The 22,666-nt window shown below is 67.9% G+C and carries 21 protein-coding genes; 14 read left to right on the top strand and 7 right to left on the bottom strand.

Annotated features, from left to right (window positions below):
• Positions 1–5: 5 nt before the first annotated feature.
• Both ACLQ3C_RS04395 and ACLQ3C_RS04390 read right to left on the bottom strand, forming a co-directional pair.
• Positions 6–1,142, bottom strand: a complete 1,137-nt coding sequence (locus ACLQ3C_RS04395; protein ID WP_425703779.1) for an alpha/beta-hydrolase family protein — start codon at positions 1,140–1,142, stop codon at positions 6–8.
• Positions 1,139–1,768, bottom strand: coding sequence for a hypothetical protein (locus ACLQ3C_RS04390; protein ID WP_425703777.1), 630 nt, complete (start codon positions 1,766–1,768; stop codon positions 1,139–1,141). The genes ACLQ3C_RS04395 and ACLQ3C_RS04390 overlap by 4 nt, the downstream gene beginning before the upstream one ends.
• Before the next feature lie 176 nt (positions 1,769–1,944).
• Between ACLQ3C_RS04390 and ACLQ3C_RS04385 the strand changes: the two genes are divergently transcribed.
• The 4 genes from ACLQ3C_RS04385 to gatB all read left to right on the top strand — a co-directional run bounded on the left by ACLQ3C_RS04385 (position 1,945) and on the right by gatB (position 6,691).
• Positions 1,945–3,276, top strand: coding sequence for a sensor histidine kinase (locus ACLQ3C_RS04385; protein WP_425703775.1), 1,332 nt, complete (start codon positions 1,945–1,947; stop codon positions 3,274–3,276).
• Between the two features lie 10 nt (positions 3,277–3,286).
• On the top strand, positions 3,287–3,970 hold the full coding sequence (locus tag ACLQ3C_RS04380; protein ID WP_425703773.1) for a LuxR C-terminal-related transcriptional regulator: 684 nt from the start codon (positions 3,287–3,289) through the stop codon (positions 3,968–3,970).
• Positions 3,971–4,097: 127 nt separating this feature from the next.
• Entirely contained in the window at positions 4,098–5,132 is a 1,035-nt protein-coding gene (locus ACLQ3C_RS04375) for a 6-phosphofructokinase (RefSeq protein ID WP_425703771.1), read from the top strand.
• Between the two features lie 56 nt (positions 5,133–5,188).
• Positions 5,189–6,691, top strand: coding sequence for an Asp-tRNA(Asn)/Glu-tRNA(Gln) amidotransferase subunit GatB (gene gatB, locus ACLQ3C_RS04370; RefSeq protein ID WP_425703770.1), 1,503 nt, complete (start codon positions 5,189–5,191; stop codon positions 6,689–6,691).
• Between the two features lie 26 nt (positions 6,692–6,717).
• On the opposite strand, the gene ACLQ3C_RS04365 is transcribed toward gatB, so the two are convergent.
• Positions 6,718–7,917, bottom strand: coding sequence for a PQQ-dependent sugar dehydrogenase (locus tag ACLQ3C_RS04365; protein WP_425703768.1), 1,200 nt, complete (start codon positions 7,915–7,917; stop codon positions 6,718–6,720).
• An 82-nt stretch (positions 7,918–7,999) separates the two neighbouring features.
• On the opposite strand from ACLQ3C_RS04365, the gene ACLQ3C_RS04360 reads away from it, so the two are divergent.
• Entirely contained in the window at positions 8,000–9,181 is a 1,182-nt protein-coding gene (locus ACLQ3C_RS04360) for a DoxX family protein (protein WP_425703766.1), read from the top strand.
• A gap of 92 nt (positions 9,182–9,273) precedes the next feature.
• On the opposite strand, the gene ilvD is transcribed toward ACLQ3C_RS04360, so the two are convergent.
• From ilvD to ACLQ3C_RS04345, 3 genes are all read right to left on the bottom strand, one after another.
• Positions 9,274–11,118 (bottom strand): dihydroxy-acid dehydratase, encoded by a 1,845-nt coding sequence (gene ilvD, locus ACLQ3C_RS04355; protein WP_425703764.1) that lies wholly within the window; start codon positions 11,116–11,118, stop codon positions 9,274–9,276.
• 240 nt (positions 11,119–11,358) lie between these two features.
• The gene (locus ACLQ3C_RS04350; RefSeq protein WP_425703763.1) at positions 11,359–11,487 is read right to left on the bottom strand and encodes a hypothetical protein; all 129 of its coding nucleotides are present in this window, start codon (positions 11,485–11,487) and stop codon (positions 11,359–11,361) included.
• Positions 11,488–11,584: 97 nt separating this feature from the next.
• On the bottom strand, positions 11,585–12,100 hold the full coding sequence (locus ACLQ3C_RS04345; protein WP_425703762.1) for a PH domain-containing protein: 516 nt from the start codon (positions 12,098–12,100) through the stop codon (positions 11,585–11,587).
• 354 nt (positions 12,101–12,454) lie between these two features.
• On the opposite strand from ACLQ3C_RS04345, the gene ACLQ3C_RS04340 reads away from it, so the two are divergent.
• The 7 genes from ACLQ3C_RS04340 (at position 12,455) to ACLQ3C_RS04310 (ending at position 18,970) form a co-directional block, all read left to right on the top strand.
• Positions 12,455–14,410: an acetolactate synthase large subunit gene (locus ACLQ3C_RS04340; protein WP_425703760.1), complete on the top strand. Its 1,956-nt coding sequence runs from the start codon at positions 12,455–12,457 to the stop codon at positions 14,408–14,410.
• The gene (ilvN, locus tag ACLQ3C_RS04335) at positions 14,407–14,907 is read left to right on the top strand and encodes an acetolactate synthase small subunit (RefSeq protein WP_425703759.1); all 501 of its coding nucleotides are present in this window, start codon (positions 14,407–14,409) and stop codon (positions 14,905–14,907) included. Before ACLQ3C_RS04340 ends, ilvN begins: the two co-directional genes overlap by 4 nt.
• A 74-nt stretch (positions 14,908–14,981) precedes the next feature.
• Positions 14,982–15,995, top strand: a complete 1,014-nt coding sequence (ilvC, locus tag ACLQ3C_RS04330; protein WP_425703758.1) for a ketol-acid reductoisomerase — start codon at positions 14,982–14,984, stop codon at positions 15,993–15,995.
• Positions 15,996–16,169: 174 nt separating this feature from the next.
• Complete coding sequence (locus ACLQ3C_RS04325) at positions 16,170–16,472, top strand: hypothetical protein (protein WP_425703757.1); 303 nt, start codon at positions 16,170–16,172, stop codon at positions 16,470–16,472.
• The gene (locus tag ACLQ3C_RS04320) at positions 16,469–17,752 is read left to right on the top strand and encodes a hypothetical protein (RefSeq protein ID WP_425703755.1); all 1,284 of its coding nucleotides are present in this window, start codon (positions 16,469–16,471) and stop codon (positions 17,750–17,752) included. Before ACLQ3C_RS04325 ends, ACLQ3C_RS04320 begins: the two co-directional genes overlap by 4 nt.
• Positions 17,749–18,609, top strand: a complete 861-nt coding sequence (locus ACLQ3C_RS04315; RefSeq protein ID WP_425703753.1) for a hypothetical protein — start codon at positions 17,749–17,751, stop codon at positions 18,607–18,609. Before ACLQ3C_RS04320 ends, ACLQ3C_RS04315 begins: the two co-directional genes overlap by 4 nt.
• A complete protein-coding gene (locus ACLQ3C_RS04310; RefSeq protein WP_425703751.1) occupies positions 18,602–18,970 on the top strand; it encodes a hypothetical protein in 369 nt (122 codons plus the stop codon). The genes ACLQ3C_RS04315 and ACLQ3C_RS04310 overlap by 8 nt, the downstream gene beginning before the upstream one ends.
• A gap of 117 nt (positions 18,971–19,087) precedes the next feature.
• Here ACLQ3C_RS04310 and ACLQ3C_RS04305 read toward each other — a convergent pair whose 3' ends face one another.
• A complete protein-coding gene (locus tag ACLQ3C_RS04305) occupies positions 19,088–19,753 on the bottom strand; it encodes a serine protease (RefSeq protein WP_425703750.1) in 666 nt (221 codons plus the stop codon).
• Positions 19,754–20,049: 296 nt separating this feature from the next.
• On the opposite strand from ACLQ3C_RS04305, the gene serA reads away from it, so the two are divergent.
• A complete protein-coding gene (gene serA, locus ACLQ3C_RS04300) occupies positions 20,050–21,645 on the top strand; it encodes a phosphoglycerate dehydrogenase (RefSeq protein ID WP_425703748.1) in 1,596 nt (531 codons plus the stop codon).
• Positions 21,642–22,652: a 3-isopropylmalate dehydrogenase gene (locus ACLQ3C_RS04295; protein ID WP_425703746.1), complete on the top strand. Its 1,011-nt coding sequence runs from the start codon at positions 21,642–21,644 to the stop codon at positions 22,650–22,652. Before serA ends, ACLQ3C_RS04295 begins: the two co-directional genes overlap by 4 nt.
• Positions 22,653–22,666: the final 14 nt, after the last annotated feature.

Below are 22,666 nucleotides of genomic sequence, written 5' to 3'. Positions count from 1 at the left end.
CACCACTACGGAAGGACCCCCTGCTCGGGGCCGTAGTGATGGCCGGTGCCGTCGGGTCCGTCGAGCGAGGCGAGCAGATCGACCGAGGTCTGGACGAAGGACACCACCGGCAGCCACGGTGGGCGGTGTACCGCGCGTCCCACGGTCCGGGTCTCATCGGGCCGGCTCGGCGGTCGCCAGAGCGACGCCAACGACCACCGGGTGACCGGGTCGGAGGCATTGGCGAGGACGATCCGGGCGCCGGCGCCGCCGTGCGGATCCACGGTGTCGGCGGGCACGCCCACAAGCACGGTGCCGGTCACCGCGCCCGGATGATGTGCCTCGGCCCAGGCTCTGGCCCGGTCGGCGCCCAGCGCACCCAGACTCTGCCCGTAGAGGTACACCTTCGGCCGTGATGCTGTCGGGGGCAGGGTGTCGCGCGCGGCGAGTACCCGGCGCAGCACCGCGATCGCCGAATTGCCTGCCGCCTCCCGATCGGTGACGAAGACCCGCCACGACGCGGTCGACGCGTACGGCAGTGACAGGAATGCCACGTCACCGTGCAGCCGTGCGCGCAGCGCCGTCGTCGCCTCGGGATCCACCCACCCCGAGCCGGTGGGGACCGCGATCACCACCGCGCCCTTGTGCAGCCCGTCCGCGTGCAACCAGCGGTCGGTGAGAGCGCGCGCCGCGACCTCGGTATCGGAAGCGCGGTCACTCTGCGTGGCAGCCGCCGAGGCGGCCGGTGACGCGAACAAACCGGTGACGGTGAGCGCGGCCAGCGCGGCGATCGCGGTTCGCCGCGGAAACCAGGTGACGGCCGCCATGCCGGCGGCCCCGGCCGCGACGAGTCCCGCACCGTATCCGGCCCCGATGGTTGTCGTCCCCGCGTCAACACGAATAATGTTCTGCCACAGCACGTCCATCACGGCACCCGCGACCAGGACGACCGCGAACATCGCCGCCGCCGACCACCCGAACACGCGGCTACCCGGGCGTGCGGTGCCGGACAGACGTACCACGGTGGTGGCGACCAGAACGCAGGCGGCGGTGAGCAGTATCGCAGGCACGGGGCCGCGGGGTAACGAGGCGGGCCACAACGCGATCGCCGAACCGATCGTCGCGCCGATGCTGATCCGTGCGGAGGGTGGCGTGATGCTCATCGTGAACCACCCACGCCGCCACCGATTTCGGCGATCACCCGGACTGCGGTCGAGGCCACGATCGTGGTCATCGATTCCGACGCCGCCGGCGGCCCGGAGTGCTGACGCCACGTGTTGACCGCCAGCGCGGCGCCGGCGAGTTCGGCGGCCGTCCCGCACGCCGGATCATGGCACAGCGCGCGCATCCGTTCGACGAGCATGTGATCGAGGGCCGGACGCGCCCACGGCCCCAACGGCTTTCCGGTGCGCTGCGCATATCGCAACAGGTCGTAGCCGAAGTCGTGTGTGCGGCAGGCCGGTTCGAATCGTGTCGGCAACGGTATCGGTGAAGAACAGCCGCCGTCGGGGTTGATCGGATAGGCGCCGTCGAGTCGTGGACGGTAACCCATCACCGTCGCGAAATCCGCCGGCAGATAACGTATTGTGGCCTCGGGCCGAGGGCCGACGAGGGTTTGCAGCGTCTGGGCCGCCGCGTTCGCGCCGATGGGGGTCCCGGCGTCGGCGGTGGCCGGCGCGCGACCGGCCGACATCATATGGACCGCGATCACGGCCAGACCCAGCAGCAGCCAGACGGTCCGGCGCAATGCCGCCCGCCGCCATGTGTACGAGGAATCTTCGGAAGTCATGCCGTGACGCTATGAACGGTAGGCACCGAGCCACATCGGCCGCGAGAACCGACCGTGCTCACCCGAACAGTCGGTACCCACCGATGGGCGTAGTCCGTCGGTAGGGCCGCGATCCCACTCTCGGGTATGAGGACTTTCCCGTCCGGCCCGCATAGCGTGGACCGCGAGGTGATCACATGTTGGGACGGTGGGTCCACACGGCGCGCGATGCGGCCGTCGACGAATTGCGCACGCTTCCCGTGGCGACGCATCCGGGGGTGCAGCGCTACCTCCGGTCCCCGGGTAACTGGTTTTTCCTGGTCTTCGCCGGGGTGCTCTACTCGGTGGCCTGGCCGACGGTGCCGGCGACACACGACCTGCCTGCCTACGCCTGGCCCGTCATCGCGGCAGTCGCGTCCTGGCCGCTGGCGATGGCGTGGAGCGCGCCGATGCTGGGGTGGGCGATCTCGGTGGTCGGCGCTCAGGTCATCGGCCTGGTGATACCGACCGCCCACGGCTGGCCATGGACCATCCAGGTCACCCACATCATCTCGTTCCTGATCCTCACCTTCATGGCCTACCTGCGGTGCCCGTTGCGGTTGCTGGCCCCGGTCTGGATCTGCTCGTCGGTGGTGCTCGCGCTCGCGGCACCGCCCGACGCCCGTGCCGGGTGGGTGGTCGGTCTGACCTTCCTGGCCGTGGTGGTGGCGCTATTGCGGGGGCTGCTCGCGTCGCGGCGGCAACTCGCCGTCCGGACCGAGGAGACCAAGGTCGCCGAATCGACGACGGCGGTCCTGCAGGAACGCGCGCGCATCGCCCGCGACCTGCATGACGTCGTGGCCCACCGCATGTCGATGGTCGTGGTGATGGCGCAGACCGCCCGCTACCGGCTGCCCGAGGTCAACGACGACTGTGCGGGTGAATTCGAGGCCATCGCACAGGCGGCCCGCACCTCCCTCGACGAAGTTCGTCAGCTGCTCGGGGTCCTGCGCGTCGACGGCTCGGCCGCCGCGGCCGCGCCGAGTCCCGGTCTGTCCGAGGTGGATTCACTGATCACCCAGACCCGCCGCGCCGGCGCACAGATCGCGTTCCACGACGGACTCGATCACGCGTTGTTCGCCGAATCGTCGGCGCTGGTGATCTACCGCATCGTGCAGGAGTCCCTCGCCAATGCGACCCGCCACGCGCCCGGCGGACTCATCGACGTGCGCCTGACACCGGCGACCGGCGAAGCCGAGGTCGGTGAACGAGTCGCCGGCGAGCACGGCGACGGGGGTGCGGCGGCCGGAATCATCGTCACCAACACCGCTCCCACCGATCCGCCGCTGCATCTGTCCGGTGCCGGGGTGGGTATCGCAGGCATGACCGACCGGGCGCGCGCGGTGGCCGGGTGGTTGACCGCGACCCCGACCGCCGACGGCGGATTCGTCGTCCGTGCACTCATCCCGGCCGCCGCCCGCGGTCACGTGCCGGTGCCGGTAGGACTGCCGGCCGGGGCGCCGGCCGTCGGCCGCGGTAGCAACGGGTAACGTTGCGGCCGTGCCGATCACGCTCGTCGTCGCCGATGACCAGGCCATGGTCCGTCAAGGATTCTCGGCACTGCTTGCCGCACAACCGGATCTGTCGGTCCTCGGCGATGCCGCCGACGGTGTCGACGCCGTCGAACTGTGTCGCCGGGTGCATCCCGACGTGGTGCTGATGGACGTGCGGATGCCACGGCGCGACGGGTTGTGGGCGGCCGCCCAGATCCTCGGTGCGCGTGGCGCCGAGGCGGCGCAGCTGCCCGCCGACGGTACGGCCGGCCGCACCAAGGTCCTCATGCTGACCACTTTCGACATCGATGACTATGTGTACGAGGCGCTGCGGATCGGTGCGTCGGGCTTCATGCTCAAGGACGCGCCGGCCGACGAACTCGTCCGCGCGGTGCGGGTGGTGGCCGCGGGCGAGGCATTGCTGGCGCCGTCGATCACCCGGCGGCTCATCAGCGAGGTCACCGGCCGCCGGCCACGTCCGCGTATGCCCGCCGCCGTCGACGCGCTGACCCCGCGGGAACGTGAGGTGCTCGACCTCGTCGCGGAGGGCAAGTCCAATCAGGAGATCGCCGCCGACCTCTTCGTCGCCGAGCAGACCGTGAAGACCCACGTCAGCGGTGTCCTGGCAAAGTTGTCGCTGCGCGACCGCGCCCAGGCCGTGGTCTTCGCCTACGAGAACGGACTGAAGTAGTACCGCCCCCGCCGCCGCGTCGGCCGCCGTCGGACGGCACGAGTGCGTCGCCGGCACTAGATTGAGTGCCGTATGCAGAGGTGGTCGTCGGCAGTGGCGATTCGACGCGGCAGGAGGGGCACAGCGTATGGCCAAGCGATTCGGGATTCTCACCTCCGGTGGCGACTGCCCCGGACTGAACGCGGTGATCCGCGGGGCGGTACTCAAGGGCGAGACGGTCTACGGGCAGGAGTTCGTCGGTTTCCGCGACGGGTGGTACGGGCTGGTGTACGGCGACATCATCGATCTCGACCGGTCGGTGGTACGCGGACTCTCGCATGAGGGTGGCACGATCCTCGGCACCAGCCGATTCGGGCCGTACTCCGAACCGGACGGCGGCCCGGAGAACATCAAGAGGGTCCTGAAGAATCTCGGCATCGACGGCGTCATCGCGATCGGCGGCGAGGGCACCGCGTCGGCCGCGAAACGTCTCTACGAGGACGGCATCGACATCGTCGGAGTCCCCAAGACGATCGACAACGACATCAACGCCACCGACTACACCTTCGGCTTCGACACCGCGGTCAACATCGCCACCGAGGCCATCGACCGGCTGCGGACCACCGGCAACTCGCACAAGCGGTGCATGGTCCTCGAGGTGATGGGACGCCACGCCGGCTGGATCGCCCTGCACTCGGGGATCGCCGGGGGTGCGCACGCCATTCTGATCCCGGAGCAGCCGGAGAGCATCAATCAGATCTGCGCCTGGGTGACCAGCGTCAAGAACCGCGGGCGTTCACCGATGGTCGTGGTCGCCGAGGGATTCACGTTGCCCGACATGGGCGAGGCGCACTCCACCAAGGGGCTCGACGGTTTCAACCGTCCCCGCCTCGGTGGCATCGGCGAGGTGCTGGCACCGATGATCGAGGAGCGCACCGGGATCGAGACCCGGGCCACCGTGCTCGGTCACATCCAGCGCGGCGGGACGCCCACCTCCTTCGACCGCGTGCTGGCCACCCGGATGGGGATGGCCACCGCCGATCTGGTCGCCGACAAGGCGTGGGGTCACATGATCGCGCTGCGCGGCACCGAGATGGCGCGCATCACCTTCGACGAGGCGCTCGCCAATCCCAAGACCGTGCCGCTCGACCAGTATCAGGAAGTCCGCGTCATCTTCGGCTGACCCGGCGCGGCGTCCCCGGTACCTCCGCGGTCCCCGGGCCGCATAAACTGACGGCCATGACTGCCGCAGCTGCCGAACTGATGGACTACGACCAGGTCATCGCCGACTTCGACCCGGTGATGGGCCTGGAGGTCCACGTCGAACTCGGCACCGCCACCAAAATGTTCTGCGGGTGCCCGACGGCTTTCGGTGCCGACCCCAACATCCAGGTGTGCCCGGTGTGTATCGGACTGCCGGGTTCGCTGCCGGTGGTCAACGCCAAGGCCATCGAATATGCGATTCGCATCGGGCTCGCACTCAACTGCTCGATCCGCCCGTCGAGTGTGTTCGCCCGCAAGAACTACTTCTATCCGGATCAGCCGAAGAACTACCAGATCAGCCAGTACGACGAGCCGATCGCCCACGACGGGTATCTCGACGTGGCCCTCGCCGACGGCACCACGTGGCGCGTGGACATCGAACGCGCGCATATGGAGGAGGACACCGGGAAGTCGTTGCACATCGGTGGCGCGGGCCGTATCCACGGCGCCGACCACTCCCTGCTCGACTACAACCGCGCCGGTGTCCCGCTCGTCGAGATCGTGACGCGGCCCATCGTCGGCGCCGGGCCACGGGCCCCCGAGGTCGCCCGCGCCTACGTCACCGCGCTGCGTGACCTGCTGAAATCGCTCGGGGTCTCCGACGTACGAATGGATCAGGGTTCGCTGCGCTGTGATGCCAACCTGTCGCTGATGCGTAAGGGCGCCACCGAATTCGGTACCCGGACCGAGACCAAGAACGTCAACTCGCTCAAGAGCGTCGAGCTCGCGGTGACCTATGAGATGCGGCGGCAGGCGGCAGTGCTGGTGACCGGGGGCGAGATCATCCAGGAGACCCGCCATTATCACGAGACCGACAGCACCACCTCGCCCGGACGTCGTAAGGAAACCGCCGAGGACTACCGCTATTTCCCGGAGCCCGACCTGCCACCGGTGCGTCCGGCCGCGGAGTGGATCGAGGAGATCCGCGCGACCCTGCCGGAACTGCCCTGGGTGCGCCGGGCACGTATCCAGGAGGAGTGGGGCGTCTCCGACGAGGTGATGCGTGACCTCGTCAACGTCGGTGCCGTCGATCTCATCATCGCGACGGTCGACGAGGGCGCAGCCCCCGAGGCCGCCCGCGGATGGTGGGTCTCGTTCCTGGCCCAACAGGCCAATACACGTGGCACCGAACTGGCCGACCTGCCGATCACCCCGACACAGGTCGCGGCCGTCATCGGTCTCGTCGATGCCGGCACACTCACCACCAAGCTCGCCCAGCAGGTCGCCGTGGCCGTCCTCGACGGTGAGGGTGACCCCGAACAGATCGTCGCCGACCGCGGCCTCGAGGTCGTGCGCGACGATTCGGCACTGCAGAAGGCCGTCGACGAGGCGCTCGCCGCCAACCCCGACATCGTGGAAAAGATCCGGGGCGGCAAGGTCAAGGCCGCGGGCAAGATCGTCGGTGATGTCATGAAGGCCACGCGCGGTCAGGCCGACCCGGCTCGTGTCCAGGAGCTGGTGCTCGCGGCCTGCCAGTAAGTCTTGCCCGCCGCACCCCTCGCCCGTCAGGCGTTGGAGCCGGCAGGCGGTGGCGGCGAGATGAAGATGACCCGGTCGTCGGCCGGAACCGGTTGTCCGTGATCGTGATTGACGGTGGCGACCTGCAGTCGCCCGGTGTCGGTGCCGACCGCCGTGATCCGGCCCAGCGCACCGTAGCGCTTCTCCAGCACCAGGACCGGCGGGTTGATCGTGGGCCGTTGGCGCGTCGGTTGGTTGATGGCCTCGATGCGCTGCGTGCGGGTCTCGGTGACGAAGATCTGTCCGGCCGTGGCCGCGCAGCCGGCGATCTGCGGTTTGTCCGGCCACGTCCACAGGACCGTCGCCGCGCCGGACCCGTCCACCGACTGCAGCCGATCCTCGGTGGGCCCCTGATCCGACATGTACAGCGCCCCCGACGACCCCGGGCACAACGCGACATTCGAACCGAGACCCGACGTCAGGACCTTGGGGCGGGCGGTGGTGCCCGACGACAGGTCGGTGAGCGAGAGCAGCTTGCCGGCCAGTGAGCCGGGGTCGTTCGCGGCCGCGGGGTCGCCTGCATTGCCGGTCGCCACGAGGAGCTGGGTGGGCGAGGCGAAGAGCAGTGCGCCCATGTTGCCGGTGGCGCCCTTGGGGATTCCGGTGAGGATCGGCTTGGGCACGTCGCCGGGAGCGAGCCGGACGACCCGATTGTCGGTGGGCGTGGTGATCAGTGCGTAGATGAGTTGATCCTGCTGATAGGTCGGCGAGAACGCAAAGTCGACGAGTCCGCCGTCACCTGAACCGTCCACATCGAAGGACGCCACAACTCGTTGTGGCCCATACCGTTTGGTGGTGACGATCTTGCCGGTGGTGCGTTCGGCGACGATGGTGACCGCGCCCTCGTCGTCGCCGGCGCGCAGTCCGCCGGTGGAGGCCAGGCAGGTGGCGATCACCGCGGGGTCGGGGTCCACGCATGGTCCGGGCGGCGGTGGGGGCGCGCTGGTCGGGTTCTGCGGTGTCGACTGCGGCGGCGTCGACTGGATCTGGAACGACTCGTTGTTCGCGCTGAACTGACCCGCTGCCTGCTCGCGGTCCTGCTGCGAGAAATCGGCGCAACCGGCCACACTCAACGTGAGGATGATCGCGCCGGCGAGCGCCCCGAGCCGGACGCGCGACGCCGCGATCGGCGCGCGGTGCGGGCCGTCCCCGGCCCGTCGTCGATGAGTTCGCCGCCCCTGTCGCATGCCCACCACAGTAGGCGATCGGGTTGCGCGGACCGCGCGGCGATCGGACGCTCACCGACCGGAAACCTCTAGCATCGGCCAGGTGAGCGATCGCGAACCTTCCGACCCGCCGGATCAGACGTTCCAGCCGTCGAGCCCGTACGACGAGCCGACGGGAGCGTTTCGCGTACCCGAGATGAGCGACGCCGACCGGGACACGTTCTACGAACGGCACCGTCGCAGGCTGGGCCGGTTGTCGCGGGTGGATTCACTCGATGACCTCGACCCCGGCGAGATCGAGACCACCCCGATCGGGGTGCCGCCGCCCTCGTCGGGCCGGCGCAACCCGGCGCCGATGCCACCTCCACACGTCCGGGGATCAGCCGACGACCCGGGGCCGTCGGAGGCGCCGACCGCACCGACCGAGACCGCAGGGCCCACCCCGACGCCTGCCGAGCCCCCCACGGCCAAGCTGGACCCCGCACCACCGATCCCCTCGGTCGAGGCGACCTTTCCCGAACTGTCTCGTACCCGTCGTGCCCAGCCCTCCGAACCCGACGACGCCACCCGCGGCCTGCGACACGACGAGGAACCGCTGCCCGTCACGATGGCACTGGGCGAGCCGGAGGTGGGGCCCGGCCGGGATGAGACCGATTGGGAGAAGCCCGGGCAGGGCGGCCGCGACGAGACCTATCGGGATCAGCCGGAGGCGCCGGTCCGCGCGCCGCGCGGCACCCTGGACCTGGGACTGTTGCTGTTTCGTCTGGCCATCGGGAGCGTCGCGCTCGCCCACGGCCTGCAGAAGTTGTTCGGCCTGTGGGGCGGGCCGGGCCTGTCGGGCTACCAGGACATGCTGGTGAACAACGCGAATCCGGCGATCGGCTTCAACGCCGACGCGGCGCGGCCGCTCGCGATCGTCGGCGCGCTGTCGGAGACGATCGGCGGCGCGATGGTGATCCTCGGTCTGTTCACGCCGATCGGTGCCTGCGCGGTCCTGGCGGTGATGCTGCTCGCCGCCGCCTATCGGACGACGCTGTCCGGTGGCGGCTTCCTGTTCTTCGCCCCCGGCGGTGGCATCGAATACGAGCTGGTTCTGGCCGTCGCCGCGGCGGCCCTCATCCTCACCGGGCCGGGACTGTATTCGTTCGATGCGCCACGCCGCTGGGCGCGTCGGCCCTTCCTCGGGTCGGTGGCCTGGCTGATCGTCGGAATCGGCGCCGCGGTGGCGGTCTGGATGGTGTTCAACGGGACCAACCCGCTGCAGTCGCCGGGCAACCCGCGCTGATCGGCCCCCCGATACGCCGACAGCGGTGGACATCTCTCTCGGAAGGGAAAGAAATGTCCACCGCTGCGCAGTAGAGGTCCGCCGGTGCCGGGTCAGTCGACCTTGCGGACCGCGCCCTTGTCGGCCGAGGTGGCCAGCTTCGCGTAGGCGCGCAATGCAGTCGTCACGGTGCGCTCACGATCCTTCGGCTGCCAGGGGCGTTCGGAGGCCTCCATCTTCGCCCGCCGCTCGGCGAGCACCTCGTCGTCGACGCGGACCGCGAGTGTGCGGGTCGCGACGTCGATCAGGATCGGATCGCCGTCCTCGATCAGGCCGATGACACCACCGGCGGCGGCCTCGGGGGAGATGTGCCCGACCGAGAGCCCCGACGACCCGCCGGAGAACCGCCCGTCGGTGATCAGACCGCACTTGCGGCCCATGCCGGTGCCCTTCATGAAGGCGGTGGGGTGCAACATCTCCTGCATTCCCGGCCCGCCCGACGGGCCTTCGTAACGGATGACGAGCACCTCGCCGGCCTGCAGGGTCTTCGACAGGATGACCTGCACGGCATCTTCCTGTGACTCGACGACCCGCGCCGGGCCCTCGAAATGCCACAGTTCCTCGTCGATGCCCGCGGTCTTGAGGACAGCGCCGTCCTCGGCGAGATTGCCCTTGAGCACACACAGCCCCCCCTCGGCGGTGTAGGCGTGCGCGTGGTCCCGGATACATCCCCCCGCGGCGTCGGTGTCGAGGGAACTCCAACGATTGTCGGTCGAGAACGGCGTCGTGGTGCGCACGCCGCCGGGCGCCGCATGGAAGAGTTCGAGCGCCGCGTCCGAGGCGGTTCCGCTGCGGATGTCCCACTCGTCGAGGAACTGCCCGATGGTCGGGGAGTGCACCGTCGAGGCGGTGTCGTCGATGAGTCCGGCCCGCCGGAGTTCGCCGAGGATGGCCGGGATGCCACCGGCCCGGTGGACGTCTTCCATGTGGTAGTCGGAGTTGGGAGCGACCTTCGACAGACACGGCACACCGCGGCTGATCTCGTCGATGACCGACAGGTCGAAGTCGTCGATCTCACCCTCCTGCGCGGCGGCGAGGATGTGCAGCACGGTGTTGGTCGACCCGCCCATGGCCACATCGAGTGCCATCGCGTTACGGAATGCGTTGGGAGTGGCGACATTTCGAGGCAGCACCGACGCGTCGTCGTCGCGGTACCACCGGTTGGCGGCCTCGACCACAACCCGGCCGGCCCGCTCGAACAACGACCGGCGTGCCTCGTGGGTGGCCAGCGTCGACCCGTTGCCCGGCAACGCCAGACCGAGAGCCTCGGTGAGGCAGTTCATCGAGTTGGCGGTGAACATTCCCGAGCACGACCCACACGTCGGACACGCCGAACGCTCGACCTCGGACAGTCCGTCGTCGTCGACCGCGGAGTTGGCGCTCGCCGAGATCGCGGTGATCAGGTCGGTGGGAGCCTGCGCGACACCGTCGACGACGACGGCCTTGCCCGCCTCCATCGGTCCTCCGGAGACGAAGACCGTCGGGACGTTCAGGCGCATCGCGGCATTGAGCATGCCGGGAGTGATCTTGTCGCAGTTGGAGATACACACCAACGCGTCGGCGGTGTGCGCGTTGACCATGTATTCGACCGAGTCGGCGATGATCTCGCGGCTCGGTAGCGAGTAGAGCATGCCGCCGTGGCCCATCGCGATGCCGTCGTCCACGGCGATGGTGTGGAATTCGCGGGGCACCCCACCGGCCGCGCGGACCGCGTCGGCGACGATCTCACCCACGTCCTTGAGGTGCACGTGGCCGGGCACGAACTGCGTATACGAATTCGCGATGGCGACGATCGGTTTGCCGAAGTCGTCGTCGGTCATCCCGGTGGCCCGCCACAGGGAACGGGCTCCGGCGGCTTCTCGTCCGACGGTGGTGGTTCGTGACCGCAAAGGTGGCATGAGATTTCCTCGATCGGTTTCGCTTCAGCGCGCGGGGCGACGCGCACGGGACAGACTCGGGGTCAACGCACGAATCGCTGCGGATATTCGCGAACGGATTCCGGTCGACCGTCACGGATGGGCGTGACATCTCCGGCCTGCGCTGACTGCGACCGTCGACACGGTGGCGTGGACGATCTGCCGCGCCAACGTTACTCCCCGCTGACATACGCCGACAAAACCGTTCGCGCCGGTGCCGGCTCAGATGTCCAGCACCGCCTTGGCGATCATCGGCATCACCCCGCCGACCGTCGCCGCCATGGTGCACTCGCCGAGCCGGCCCGCATCGATCAGGTCTGCGAACTCGTGAGGATTCGTCGTCTGCGGCACGGCAGTCACCCCAACCCGGCACGTGTCGGCGGCCGGCGGTGTTCACCTGCAGGTCACCGGCCATGCGTCGGCGGTCACCGACCGGAGGTGGCGCCCTTCAGCGTGCGGCCGGTGCCTCGGCGAACGGGTCGGGGACCCGGCCACCGCTGGCCGCGGAAAGTCGCGGCATGTCCCGGAAGGTGATCGCCGGTAGCCGGACCCGGCCGCCGTCGGCGAGAACTGCGCGCACCGGACCCCAACGGCTGAACTGGAGGCCATCGATCTCCGGCCACACGACCTCGCGGGTCCCGAAGGTGCCCACCGCGCGCAGTCCGTTCTGGGTCACAACGGTCTTGATCCGCCAGATCCATACGGCGAGCAGTACCGGGACCACGAACGTCCAGCCGAACCACGCCACATTGGCCCCGGCGATGAACAGCGCCACCAGGAACGTCGCGGGTACCGCGAAGTACGCGAGTCTGCTCAGCTTGAACTCTTGCGGCAGCTCGATCTCGTCCGACTGCTGACCGGACGGCTTCGGTGCCGAATCCGGTGACGTTGCCGAGGGTGACGCTGCCGAGGGTGACGCTGCCGGGGGTGACGCTGCCGGGGGTGACGCTGGGGAGGATGACACCGACGGTGTGGACGACCGGGCGCCGGAGGAAGAACGGGACACCTCACCATTGTGGCATCCGACCGTCGGCTGCCCTAGAGCGCCTGCGCAGCACAGACCAGTGTGTTCCCAAGATGTGGGACGGGGTGGGAGTGAGTTTGACTCTGCACTATCCGCAGTCCTACCGTGTTCGACGTGATGCAGAATGAGCTTCTCGTAGTAATCGGCCGGCGCGTCGTCGCCTGATCGGTCACTTCATCGGCCTCCAGCATCGACGCGCCACCCTCGAACAGCAACTGCTGTCGGGGGTTTTTTGTTGCCCATCCCTGTTGACCTCGAACACACCATTCGACCACGAACACAAAGGACCGTGCAGTGAGTGCACCAACAGCACGTACCGACACCGCCGCACCGGGCGCCGGGTCGCGCCCGGCATCGCCGGCGGCGGACAACCAGGAGTCTCCGGCGGCGGGCAACCTCCGGGCTGTACGGCAGAACACCGTCGCGCCCGAACGCGTCAGCGGCGCGCAGTCGGTGGTCCGCTCACTCGAGGAGCTCGGCGTCGACGTGGTCTTCGGCATTCCTGGCGGTGCGGTCCTCCCGGTTTACGATCCGTTGCTCGACTCCTCCAAGGTTCGTCATGTGCTCGTTCGTCATGAGCAGGGCGCAGGCCACGCCGCGACGGGTTATGCGCAGGTCGCCGGCCGGGCCGGAGTGATGATGGCGACGTCGGGTCCCGGGGCCACCAACCTGGTCACACCGCTCGCGGACGCCCAGATGGATTCGGTGCCGGTGGTCGCGATCACCGGCCAGGTCGGTCGCGCGCTGATCGGTACCGACGCTTTCCAGGAAGCAGATATCTCGGGTATCACCATGCCGGTCACCAAACACAACTTCCTGGTGAGCAACGCACTCGAGATCCCGCGGATCATCGCCGAGGCGTTCCACATCGCCGAAAGCGGCCGTCCCGGTGCGGTTCTGGTCGACATCCCCAAGGACGTCCTGCAGGCCCAGACCACCTTCTCGTGGCCGCCGCAGATCGACCTGCCCGGCTACCGTCCGGTCACCAAACCGCACGGCAAGCAGGTGCGCGAGGCCGCCCGGTTGATCAACGCCGCAAAGAATCCGGTGCTCTACGTGGGTGGCGGCGTCATCAAGGCGAACGCCTCGCCGGAACTGCTCGAATTGGCCGAATTCACCGGAATCCCGGTGGTCACCACACTGATGGCGCGCGGCGCCTTCCCCGACTCGCACAACCAGCACCTGGGCATGCCGGGTATGCACGGCACCGTCGCCGCGGTCGCCGCGCTGCAGCGCAGCGATCTGCTGATCACTCTCGGAGCGCGCTTCGATGACCGGGTGACCGGGCAGCTCTCGTCATTTGCGCAGGGCGCCAAAGTCATTCACGCCGACATCGATCCGGCGGAGATCGGCAAGAATCGTCATGCCGACGTCCCGATCGTCGGTGACTGCAAAGCAGTCATCATCGACCTCATCGAGACACTGCGGGCCGAACGCGCCACCACCGATGCGGTGCCGGAACTCGGCGAGTGGTGGGAGTATCTCGACGGTATCCGCCGAACCTATCCGCTGAGCTACGACCGCCCCGCCGACGGGTCGATGTCGCCGGAGTTCGTGATCTCCCGGATCGGCAAGCTCGCCGGACCTGATGCGGTCTATTGTGCCGGTGTCGGTCAGCATCAGATGTGGGCGGCGCAATTCGTCGCCTACGAAAAGCCGCGGACCTGGCTCAACTCCGGTGGCCTCGGCACCATGGGCTATGCGGTGCCCGCCGCGATGGGTGCCAAGATGGCCGCGCCGGAGACCGAGGTGTGGGCCATCGACGGAGACGGTTGCTTCCAGATGACCAATCAGGAGTTGGCGACCTGTGCGATCGAGGGCATCCCGATCAAGGTCGCCCTGATCAACAACGGCAACCTCGGCATGGTGCGACAGTGGCAGACGCTGTTCTATGACCAGCGCTACTCCAGCACCGATCTGGCCACCCACTCCAAGCGCATTCCCGACTTCGTCAAACTCGCAGAAGCGCTGGGCTGTGCGGCATTTCGCGTCGAGAACGAAGCCGAGGTCGACGAGGTGATCGCCAAGGCGCGCGAGATCAACGACCGTCCGGTGGTCATCGACTTCATCGTCGGTGCCGACGCGCAGGTGTGGCCGATGGTCGCGGCAGGCACCGGCAACGATCAGATCATGGCCGCGCGCGACATTCGGCCGTTGTTCGACGACGACGCGTCGGCCTCGGATCCGGCCGACATCCACGAGGTCGTCAACCAGAGCACCAACCTCGGCCAGGAGGCTCGAAAGAAATGAGTACCCACACTCTCAGCGTCCTCGTCGAGGACCGTCCCGGCGTGCTGGCCCGGGTGTCGGGGCTGTTCTCGCGGCGCGGATTCAACATCGAATCACTGGCGGTGGGCCCGACCGAGCTGAAAGGGATGTCGCGGATGACCATCATGGTCTCGGTCGAGGATTTCCCGCTCGAGCAGGTCACCAAGCAGCTGAACAAGCTGATCAACGTCATCAAGATCGTCGAGCAGGACCCGGCCGGCTCGGTCTCCCGGGAACTCATGATGGTCAAGGTGCGCGCCGATTCCACGGTGCGCTCGGAGGTCATCGAGGTTGTGGATCTCTTCCGCGCCAAGGTGATCGATGTCTCTCCGGAGTCGCTGACCGTCGAGGCCACCGGCACCGCCGAAAAGCTGGAGGCGTTGCTGCGGATGCTCGATCCGTACGGTATCCGCGAGATCGCCCAATCCGGTGCGGTCACCTTGGGCCGCGGTCCGAAGAGCATGTCGGCCAACCGCTGACGTAGTAAGTAATAGCGCCCTAGCGTGAGTTCGATTTGCCTGGGGCACAACATATATCGAAGGGAACCAGAACTGTGGCGATCGAATTGTTCTATGACGACGATGCCGATCTGTCGATCATCGCGGGCCGCAAGGTCGCAGTGATCGGCTACGGCAGCCAAGGGCACGCGCATGCGTTGTCGCTGCGCGACTCGGGCGTCGACGTCGCGATCGGCCTGCGCGAGGGCAGCAAGTCTCGGGAGAAGGCCGCCGAGCAGGGCCTGAAGGTGATGACCGCGGCCGAGGCCGCGGCCTGGGCGGATCTGATCATGGTGCTCGCCCCCGACACCAGCCAGGCCAAGATCTTCACCGAGGACATCGAGCCCAACTTGAACGACGGCGACGCGCTGTTCTTCGGCCACGGTCTCAACATTCACTTCGATCTGATCAAGGCGCCGGCCGAGGTGACCGTCGGGATGGTCGCTCCCAAGGGTCCCGGCCACCTGGTGCGCCGGCAGTTCGTCGACGGCAAGGGCGTGCCCTGCCTGATCGCGGTCGATCAGGATCCCAAGGGTGAGGGCCAGGCGCTGGCGCTCGCCTACGCCAGCGCCATCGGCGGCGGGCGTGCCGGAATCATCAAGACCACCTTCAAGGAAGAGACCGAGACCGACCTGTTCGGTGAGCAGGCGGTCCTCTGTGGCGGTACCGAGGAACTGGTCAAGACCGGCTTCGAGGTGATGGTGGAGGCCGGCTACGCGCCGGAGATGGCGTACTTCGAGGTGCTGCACGAACTGAAGCTGATCGTCGACCTCATGTACGAGGGCGGTATCGCGCGGATGAACTACTCGGTGTCGGACACCGCGGAGTTCGGTGGTTACGTGTCGGGCCCGCGGGTCATCGACGCCGACACCAAGGAGCGGATGCGCGGCATCCTCACCGACATCCAGGACGGCACCTTCGTCAAGCGCCTCGTCGCCAACGTCGAGGGCGGCAACAAGGAGCTCGAGGGTCTGCGCAAGCAGAATGCCGAGCACCCGATCGAGGTCACCGGCAAGAAGCTGCGCGACCTGATGAGCTGGGTCGACCGCCCGATCACCGAGACCGCCTGAGGTCCGGCAACTGACAGGTGCGGCCCCGTTCCCGGGTGGGAACGGGGCCGCTCTTGTTTCCGGACCCGGGCTGCTCCGGTCGGTCGTTTCCGAGCCTGTGGATGAATACTCCGGCACCGGTACGAAACCGGGCTATCGTTGTCTCCGGCCAGGGGAGCCGACGAAGGGGGAGCGATGGATGTCGATCCGGAAGCGTTGCGGCAGTTCTCGAATGTGGTCGACGATCTGGCGCAACAGGTCGCCGCATCGCCCATCCCGGCAGACTTCGAGTCACTCGCGGCGTTGCTGCCCGGCTCGACGACCGCGTATGCGGCGCAGACCACTGCCGACGAGATGAGACCCCAATTGGCCGGGGTGAGCACGTATTTCGATCGATTGTCCGGGGCCGTGTACAACGCGGCAGGCGGATTCGAGTCCACCGACACGGTGCTGGCCGACAAGTTCACGCAGCTACCTGGTCCTCGCCGGGCATCATGATCCCGAGCCGAAAGACCTTCGATACGTGGCAGACCGATTCCGTCGGCGAGGCCGGTCACACCCTGCGGGCGGCCGGCGACACCTTCGAGGAGATGGTGTCCACCGCGTGGTACGCCATGCTGGCGTTGGGCAAGAACCGTCTGTGGACGGGGGTTGCGCAGCAGTCCGGCGAGTCGGCGTTCACCGCAGGCAAGGACCGCGCAGAGGCCGTCGGAGCCATCGCCGACAACTCCGCGATCGGGATCGCCAGATACTTGCCGGATCTCGTCGGTGCCGCCGCGTCCATCCGGAAGATGCTGACGATCATCGAATCCGGTGACCTCTTCGTCACCGATGACTGGATCGTCTTGCCGCGGGTCAAGCGATATTCGGCGCCGATGGCCAAGACCCTGGCGACCGTGGCCGACAATTTCCAGGTCCGACTCAACCCGCTCCTGGTAGACCTGAGCCAGGCCGACCTGAGCATCGCTGTCTTCATCCGGGATCAGCTCAACAGCAGGGCCCTCGGGATCGCTCTACCCGAGATCGATGCCGACCCGCATGCCCCCGCGGATTTCACCACCGCGCCACGCGGCGACAACACCGGTGGCACGAATCCGACTGTGGGACGCGGATATCAGCGTGCGCGGTTGGCCGAGCACATGATGGGCACCGTCGTCGACACCACGACCACCGCCTCCGGAGCCACCACCACGACGACGCTGCGGATGCTCGACGGCAGCCGACAGATCTACACCGGTGGTCCCGGCGTGAACAAGACGGAATTCTTCGATCCGCGAGGGGTTCTGACGGCAACGCGCACGGTGGCCGGCGACGGCACCGCCACCGTCACCCTGACCCGGCCGGGCAAACCGCCGGCCGTGGTGACCGAGCGGCCCGACGGGACGACCGAGGCCGTGGTCGACGGCATCACCTTCTCGCTGCCGTCGTCGCGTGACTACACGCTCGCGCTGGCGTCGGGCGGCATGGCAGCCACCGAATCCCAGGTCACACAAGGTCTTCCGTATCTGACGCAAGCCGAGGTGGCGCGACTGAAAATGGGAGCGAAGCTGGCCGGTCCCGGACTGACACTGCTCGGCACCGCGGTCGGCGTCGCCACCGCCGAGGACTCCTACCAGCGATGTGTCGCCGGGGTCACCGGTGCGGTCGGGCTGACCACGGATCTGACGATGATCGCGGCGCCCGAAGCGGCGCCGGTGACAGCGGCAGTTCGCGCGGTCGTCGCCGGCCTCAGCGCAGCCGTGGTGGGAAACCTCGTCGGCCAGGTGGTGTGCAAATGACGTCGGCGCGGGAGATCGGCGGTCGGTCGGTGACCTATCCGCTTCCACGCGCGTGGGCGCACATCGGTCGTCGTGCTCGCTTCGGGTATGCGTTCTGCCTCACGTTCGCGTGCATATTCCTGGTCACAGCTTGGGTGACTGCCCGCGACCACCATCTCATCGTGGCCACCGCGGCCGTGCTGGCCGCGATGACATTCGTGCTACAACTCCGGACCGACCGGTTACGCAGGACGCGGCAGAAAGCCCGCTCGCCCCATCCGGCCGGGGCGCGCATGTTCCGATCGGCGCTGCTGCTGCGAGGCGACGACCGCGAGTTCGCGGCCGACCTCGGATCTGCGGTATGCGGCATGGTCGGCTGCGGGCTTGCCTTCTATGCCGTGGGCACCGGCGAACTCGACCTCTCGTTCACGGAGCACTCACCGAAACCCTTCTCGCCCTATGCGTTCGTGGTCGTTGCGGCCCTGTGTGCCTTCGAGGCGATCCGGCTGTCGGTGCGGCGTGGGCCCGCATTGACCGTGTCGCCGCGGGGCCTGGTCGTCGGCAAGGGTGGCCGGCGAGCCGAGTGGACCTGGGATGCGGTGACGACGATAGAGCCGAGGGGTGTGCCCGTCGAGGGCAGTCGGCGCCACGGCGCCTGGCTGACGATCGGTGACGGTGACCTCGAGCCGCAGCGTCCGGATCCGCTACCTCTCGATCCGATACGTCTCGATGCCGCCTGGCTCGGCGCGCCGGTCACCTTCTGGTTGGTGGACTTTTACCATCGGCATCCCGAGTTGCGCCACGAACTCGGCGATGGCCGGGTGCTGGGACGGCTGGCCGACGGGTCGCTCGTCGAGGATGCGCACCGTCATGTCTGAGCCGCAGCCGGGTGTGCTACCCGCCGAATATGTTGCGGTGCTTCATGATCTGGCGCGCGATCCGGACCACGCCGACGCGGTCCGGCAGATGGTCACCGGACTCGACGATGCCGCCCTCACCGAGGCCGTCGCACCGATGCCGACGAGCTGGCGGGCCGACGACTACGCGCTGTTCTGCCGGGACCGCCGGGTCCGGGACGCCGAGTTACGGCGGCGGATCGCCGCCTCACTCGACGAGTGGATCGAGACCGGCGGATGGAATTGGCGGACCGGCGGTATCGACCCCGTCGACCGAGGGCGCATCGCCGAGTGGACCGGTCGGCAGTTCGACGCCGAGCTGACCGCATGGCGCGGGCACTGACCCGCGACGCGGCACAAAGACAGTGGTAGAGATCCGCGGTGAACAGATCCCGGTCAAAAAAGTGCGCCCTCTCCGTTCGAACGGAGAGGGCGCACTCGTTGATGAGCTGGTCGCCGATCAGAAGACGGTGAAGCCCTTGTATTTGGTGCTGTTGACGTAGTTCATGACCGGGCCGATGTTGGTTCCGGTCTCCGGACCGATGCAACCGACGAAGTAATAGGCGTTGACCATGCCGACGAGGCGATCGCCGACGACCACCGGGCTGCCGGAGTCGCCCTCGATCACGCACAGCTGGGAGAAGTGGACGTCGCCGTCGGAGAACCAGGCGACCCCGCAGGTGCTGCCGGTGGTACGGCCTTCCTTGCATGCCACCGTCGGGAAGCCGATCGGGCGCGGGTCGATATGGCGGATGGTCACCGACCGGACGGTCCGCAACGGCACGACGCGCGACTGGTCGAACTGGATGATCGCGACGTCGTCCTTGGGGTTGGAGTACGTGATGACACCGGCCTGACCGCGGTCTTGGAAGGTTTCCGACAGAACCTTCTGCCCGGGCTCACCGCAATGTCCGGCCGTGATGCCGATGAGCTCACCGGTCTTCGCATGGCCGATGGTGGTCAGCGTGCATGCCGCCGCGGAGTTGCCGCCCTTGAGGATCAGGATTCCCGACCCGCCGCCGAGGAAGATCTTGGCCGGCGCCGCCATCGCGGTTCCGGGAGCCCCCCAGCCGGCAAGCACCGTCGCTGCCAGCACAGCCAACAGTATTGTCAGCTTCTTCTTCATGCACACTCCACTCTCATACCCGACCACTGCGGCTTGCCTGCCACGAAATCGATTGTCGTCACATCCCCGGCGAAAGAACACCGTATCGACGGATGTGCCCGGCGCGGTGCCCCCGCGAAAGTTCGCCGCAGGATCGCAACTCTTCCGTAATGCCGATCACAATGTACACGTCGATCCTGAGGATTCGACCGTCCTCGCCGCCCGGCTGTTCGTGCTGTCACCGAGGGTCTCTAAGCTGACTGGCGGATGCCCATACGGCATCGCCCCCGTTCTCGCCACCGATCCTGGAGAAAACTGTGACCTCAGCAGGCCTGCCGGTCGTCCTCATCGCCGACAAACTGGCCCCCTCGACCGTGGAAGCACTCGGCGACGGAGTCGAGGTGCGCTGGGTCGACGGCCCCGACCGTCCCAAGCTTCTCGAGGCCGTGGTCGACGCCGACGCGATCCTGGTGCGCTCGGCCACCACCGTCGACGCCGAAGTCCTCGACGCGGGTAAGAAGCTCAAGATCATCGCCCGCGCCGGCGTCGGACTCGACAACGTCGACGTTCCGGCCGCCACCGAGCGCGGTGTGATGGTCGTCAACGCGCCGACCTCCAACATCCACACCGCCGCCGAGCATGCGATCTCGCTGCTGCTCTCGGCGGCCCGCCAGATCCCGGCCGCCGATGCGACCCTGCACCAACACACCTGGAAGCGTTCCTCGTTCAACGGTGTCGAGATCTTCGACAAGACCGTCGGCGTCGTCGGGCTCGGCCGGATCGGGCAGCTCGTCGCCGCGCGCCTGGGCGCGTTCGAGACACATGTGATCGCCTACGACCCGTACGTGTCGCCGGCGCGAGCCGCGCAACTGGGCATCGAGCTGGTCTCGCTCGACGAGCTCCTCGAGCGAGCCGACTTCATCACCGTGCACCTGCCCAAGACCCCGGAGACGTTGGGGCTCATCGGGACCGAACAGCTCGCACGCACCAAGAAGGGCGTGATCATCGTCAACGCCGCGCGCGGCGGTCTCATCGACGAGCAGGCACTGGCCGATGCGATCACCGCCGGGCAGGTGCGGGCCGCAGGCCTGGACGTCTTCACCACCGAGCCGTGCACGGATTCGCCGTTGTTCGAACTCCCGCAGGTCGTGGTCACCCCACACCTGGGCGCGTCGACGAGCGAGGCGCAGGATCGCGCAGGCACCGATGTCGCCAAGAGTGTCCGACTCGCGTTGGCCGGGCACTTCGTCCCCGATGCGGTCAACATCGTCGGCGGCGCCGTGGACGAAGAGGTCGCCCCCTGGCTGGAGATGGCCCGTAAGCTCGGCGTGCTGGTCGGCGCCATCAGTCCCGAGCTGCCGACGTCACTGGTGGTCGACGTGCGCGGCGAGCTGGCCGCGAGCAATGTCGAGGTGCTGGGCCTGTCGGCGCTGCGCGGGCTGTTCGAGGCCGCGCTCGAAGAGCCGATCACCTTTGTCAACGCGCCCAAGGTGGCCGAGGATCGCGGCGTCACCAGCGAGGTCGTCACCGCCACCGAGAGCCCCACCCACCGCAGCCTCGTCGACGTCCGGGCGGTCTTCGCCGACGGCTCGGTGCACAACGTCTCCGGGTCGCTGTCCGAGCCGCGCCAGGTGGAGAAGATCGTCAATATCAACGGCCGCAACTTCGACATGCGCGCCGAGGGTCTCAATCTGCTCGTGAGCTATACCGACCAGCCCGGGTCGCTCGGCAAGATCGGTACCCTCCTCGGTGATTCGGGCGTCGACATTCTCGCCGCCGCCCTCTCGCAGGACGCCGAGGGCGAAGGCGCCACGATGATCCTGCGGGTGAGTCGTGAGATCGACGAATCCGTGATCGGGGCCATCGAGGCGGCTGTCGACGCCACCCTGATCGAACAGGTGGATCTGTCGTGAAACTTGCCGTCATCGCCGGCGACGGGATCGGTCCCGAGGTCATCGCCGAGGCGCTCGAGGTATTACGCGCCGTGGTGCCCGACGTCGACACCACCGAGTTCGATCTCGGTGCCCGCCGCTATCACCGCAACGGCGAATTGCTGACCGAGGCCGATCTGGAGTCGTTGCGCGAACACGACGCGATCCTGCTCGGCGCGATCGGTGATCCGTCGGTCCCGTCGGGTGTGCTCGAGCGTGGTCTGCTGTTGACGATGCGCTTTGCGCTCGACCACCACGTGAACCTGCGCCCCGCACGGCGCCTGCCCGGCGTGACCTCGCCACTGGCCGGTGACCCCGACATCGACTTCGTCGTGGTCCGTGAGGGCACCGAGGGTCCCTACACCGGAAACGGCGGTTCCATCCGGGTCGGGACCCCGCACGAGGTCGCCACCGAGGTCAGCGTCAACACCCGCTTCGGTGTCGAACGGGTGGTGCGCGACGCGTTCGAGCGGGCGAGTCGCCGTCGTAAACACCTCACGCTCGTGCACAAGACCAACGTGCTGACCTTCGCCGGTTCACTGTGGAGCCGGGCCGTCGCCGAGATCGGCGCCGAATACCCCGACGTCACCACCGACTACTGCCACGTCGACGCCGCCACGATCTATCTGGTCACCGATCCAGGGCGTTTCGACGTGATCGTCACCGACAACCTGTTCGGTGACATCATCACCGACATCGCCGCAGCCGTCGCCGGCGGAATCGGTCTCGCCGCCTCGGGCAACATCGACGCCACCCGCACCAACCCCTCGATGTTCGAGCCGGTGCACGGCAGCGCTCCCGACATCGCCGGGCAGGGCAAGGCCGACCCCACCGCGGCCATTCTGTCGGTGGCGCTGCTGCTCGAGCACCTCGGCAATGCCGAGGCCGCGCGGCGTGTCGAACAGGCGGTCGCCGACGATCTGCTCGAGCGCGGCGGTCGCCGGCTCTCGACATCCGAGATCGGCGAGAGCATCCGCGAGCGGCTGTAGCGCACCGGTTCCCG

This window comes from Gordonia sp. DT30 (assembly GCF_049844915.1).
GTDB lineage: Bacteria > Actinomycetota > Actinomycetes > Mycobacteriales > Mycobacteriaceae > Gordonia.
This window is presented reverse-complemented; position numbering and strand designations above follow the sequence as displayed.

Excerpts from the sequence above, each read along its gene's own strand:
- ACLQ3C_RS04395 (WP_425703779.1), bottom strand. The coding sequence starts at position 1,142 with ATGAGCATCACGCCACCCTCCGCACGGATCAGCATCGGCGCGACGATC.
- ACLQ3C_RS04390 (WP_425703777.1), bottom strand. The coding sequence starts at position 1,768 with ATGACTTCCGAAGATTCCTCGTACACATGGCGGCGGGCGGCATTGCGC.
- ACLQ3C_RS04385 (WP_425703775.1), top strand. The coding sequence starts at position 1,945 with ATGTTGGGACGGTGGGTCCACACGGCGCGCGATGCGGCCGTCGACGAA.
- ACLQ3C_RS04375 (WP_425703771.1), top strand. The coding sequence starts at position 4,098 with ATGGCCAAGCGATTCGGGATTCTCACCTCCGGTGGCGACTGCCCCGGA.
- gatB (WP_425703770.1), top strand. The coding sequence starts at position 5,189 with ATGACTGCCGCAGCTGCCGAACTGATGGACTACGACCAGGTCATCGCC.
- ACLQ3C_RS04365 (WP_425703768.1), bottom strand. The coding sequence starts at position 7,917 with ATGCGACAGGGGCGGCGAACTCATCGACGACGGGCCGGGGACGGCCCG.
- ilvD (WP_425703764.1), bottom strand. The coding sequence starts at position 11,118 with ATGCCACCTTTGCGGTCACGAACCACCACCGTCGGACGAGAAGCCGCC.
- ilvN (WP_425703759.1), top strand. The coding sequence starts at position 14,407 with ATGAGTACCCACACTCTCAGCGTCCTCGTCGAGGACCGTCCCGGCGTG.
- ACLQ3C_RS04325 (WP_425703757.1), top strand. The coding sequence starts at position 16,170 with ATGGATGTCGATCCGGAAGCGTTGCGGCAGTTCTCGAATGTGGTCGAC.
- ACLQ3C_RS04320 (WP_425703755.1), top strand. The coding sequence starts at position 16,469 with ATGATCCCGAGCCGAAAGACCTTCGATACGTGGCAGACCGATTCCGTC.
- ACLQ3C_RS04315 (WP_425703753.1), top strand. The coding sequence starts at position 17,749 with ATGACGTCGGCGCGGGAGATCGGCGGTCGGTCGGTGACCTATCCGCTT.
- ACLQ3C_RS04310 (WP_425703751.1), top strand. The coding sequence starts at position 18,602 with ATGTCTGAGCCGCAGCCGGGTGTGCTACCCGCCGAATATGTTGCGGTG.
- ACLQ3C_RS04305 (WP_425703750.1), bottom strand. The coding sequence starts at position 19,753 with ATGAAGAAGAAGCTGACAATACTGTTGGCTGTGCTGGCAGCGACGGTG.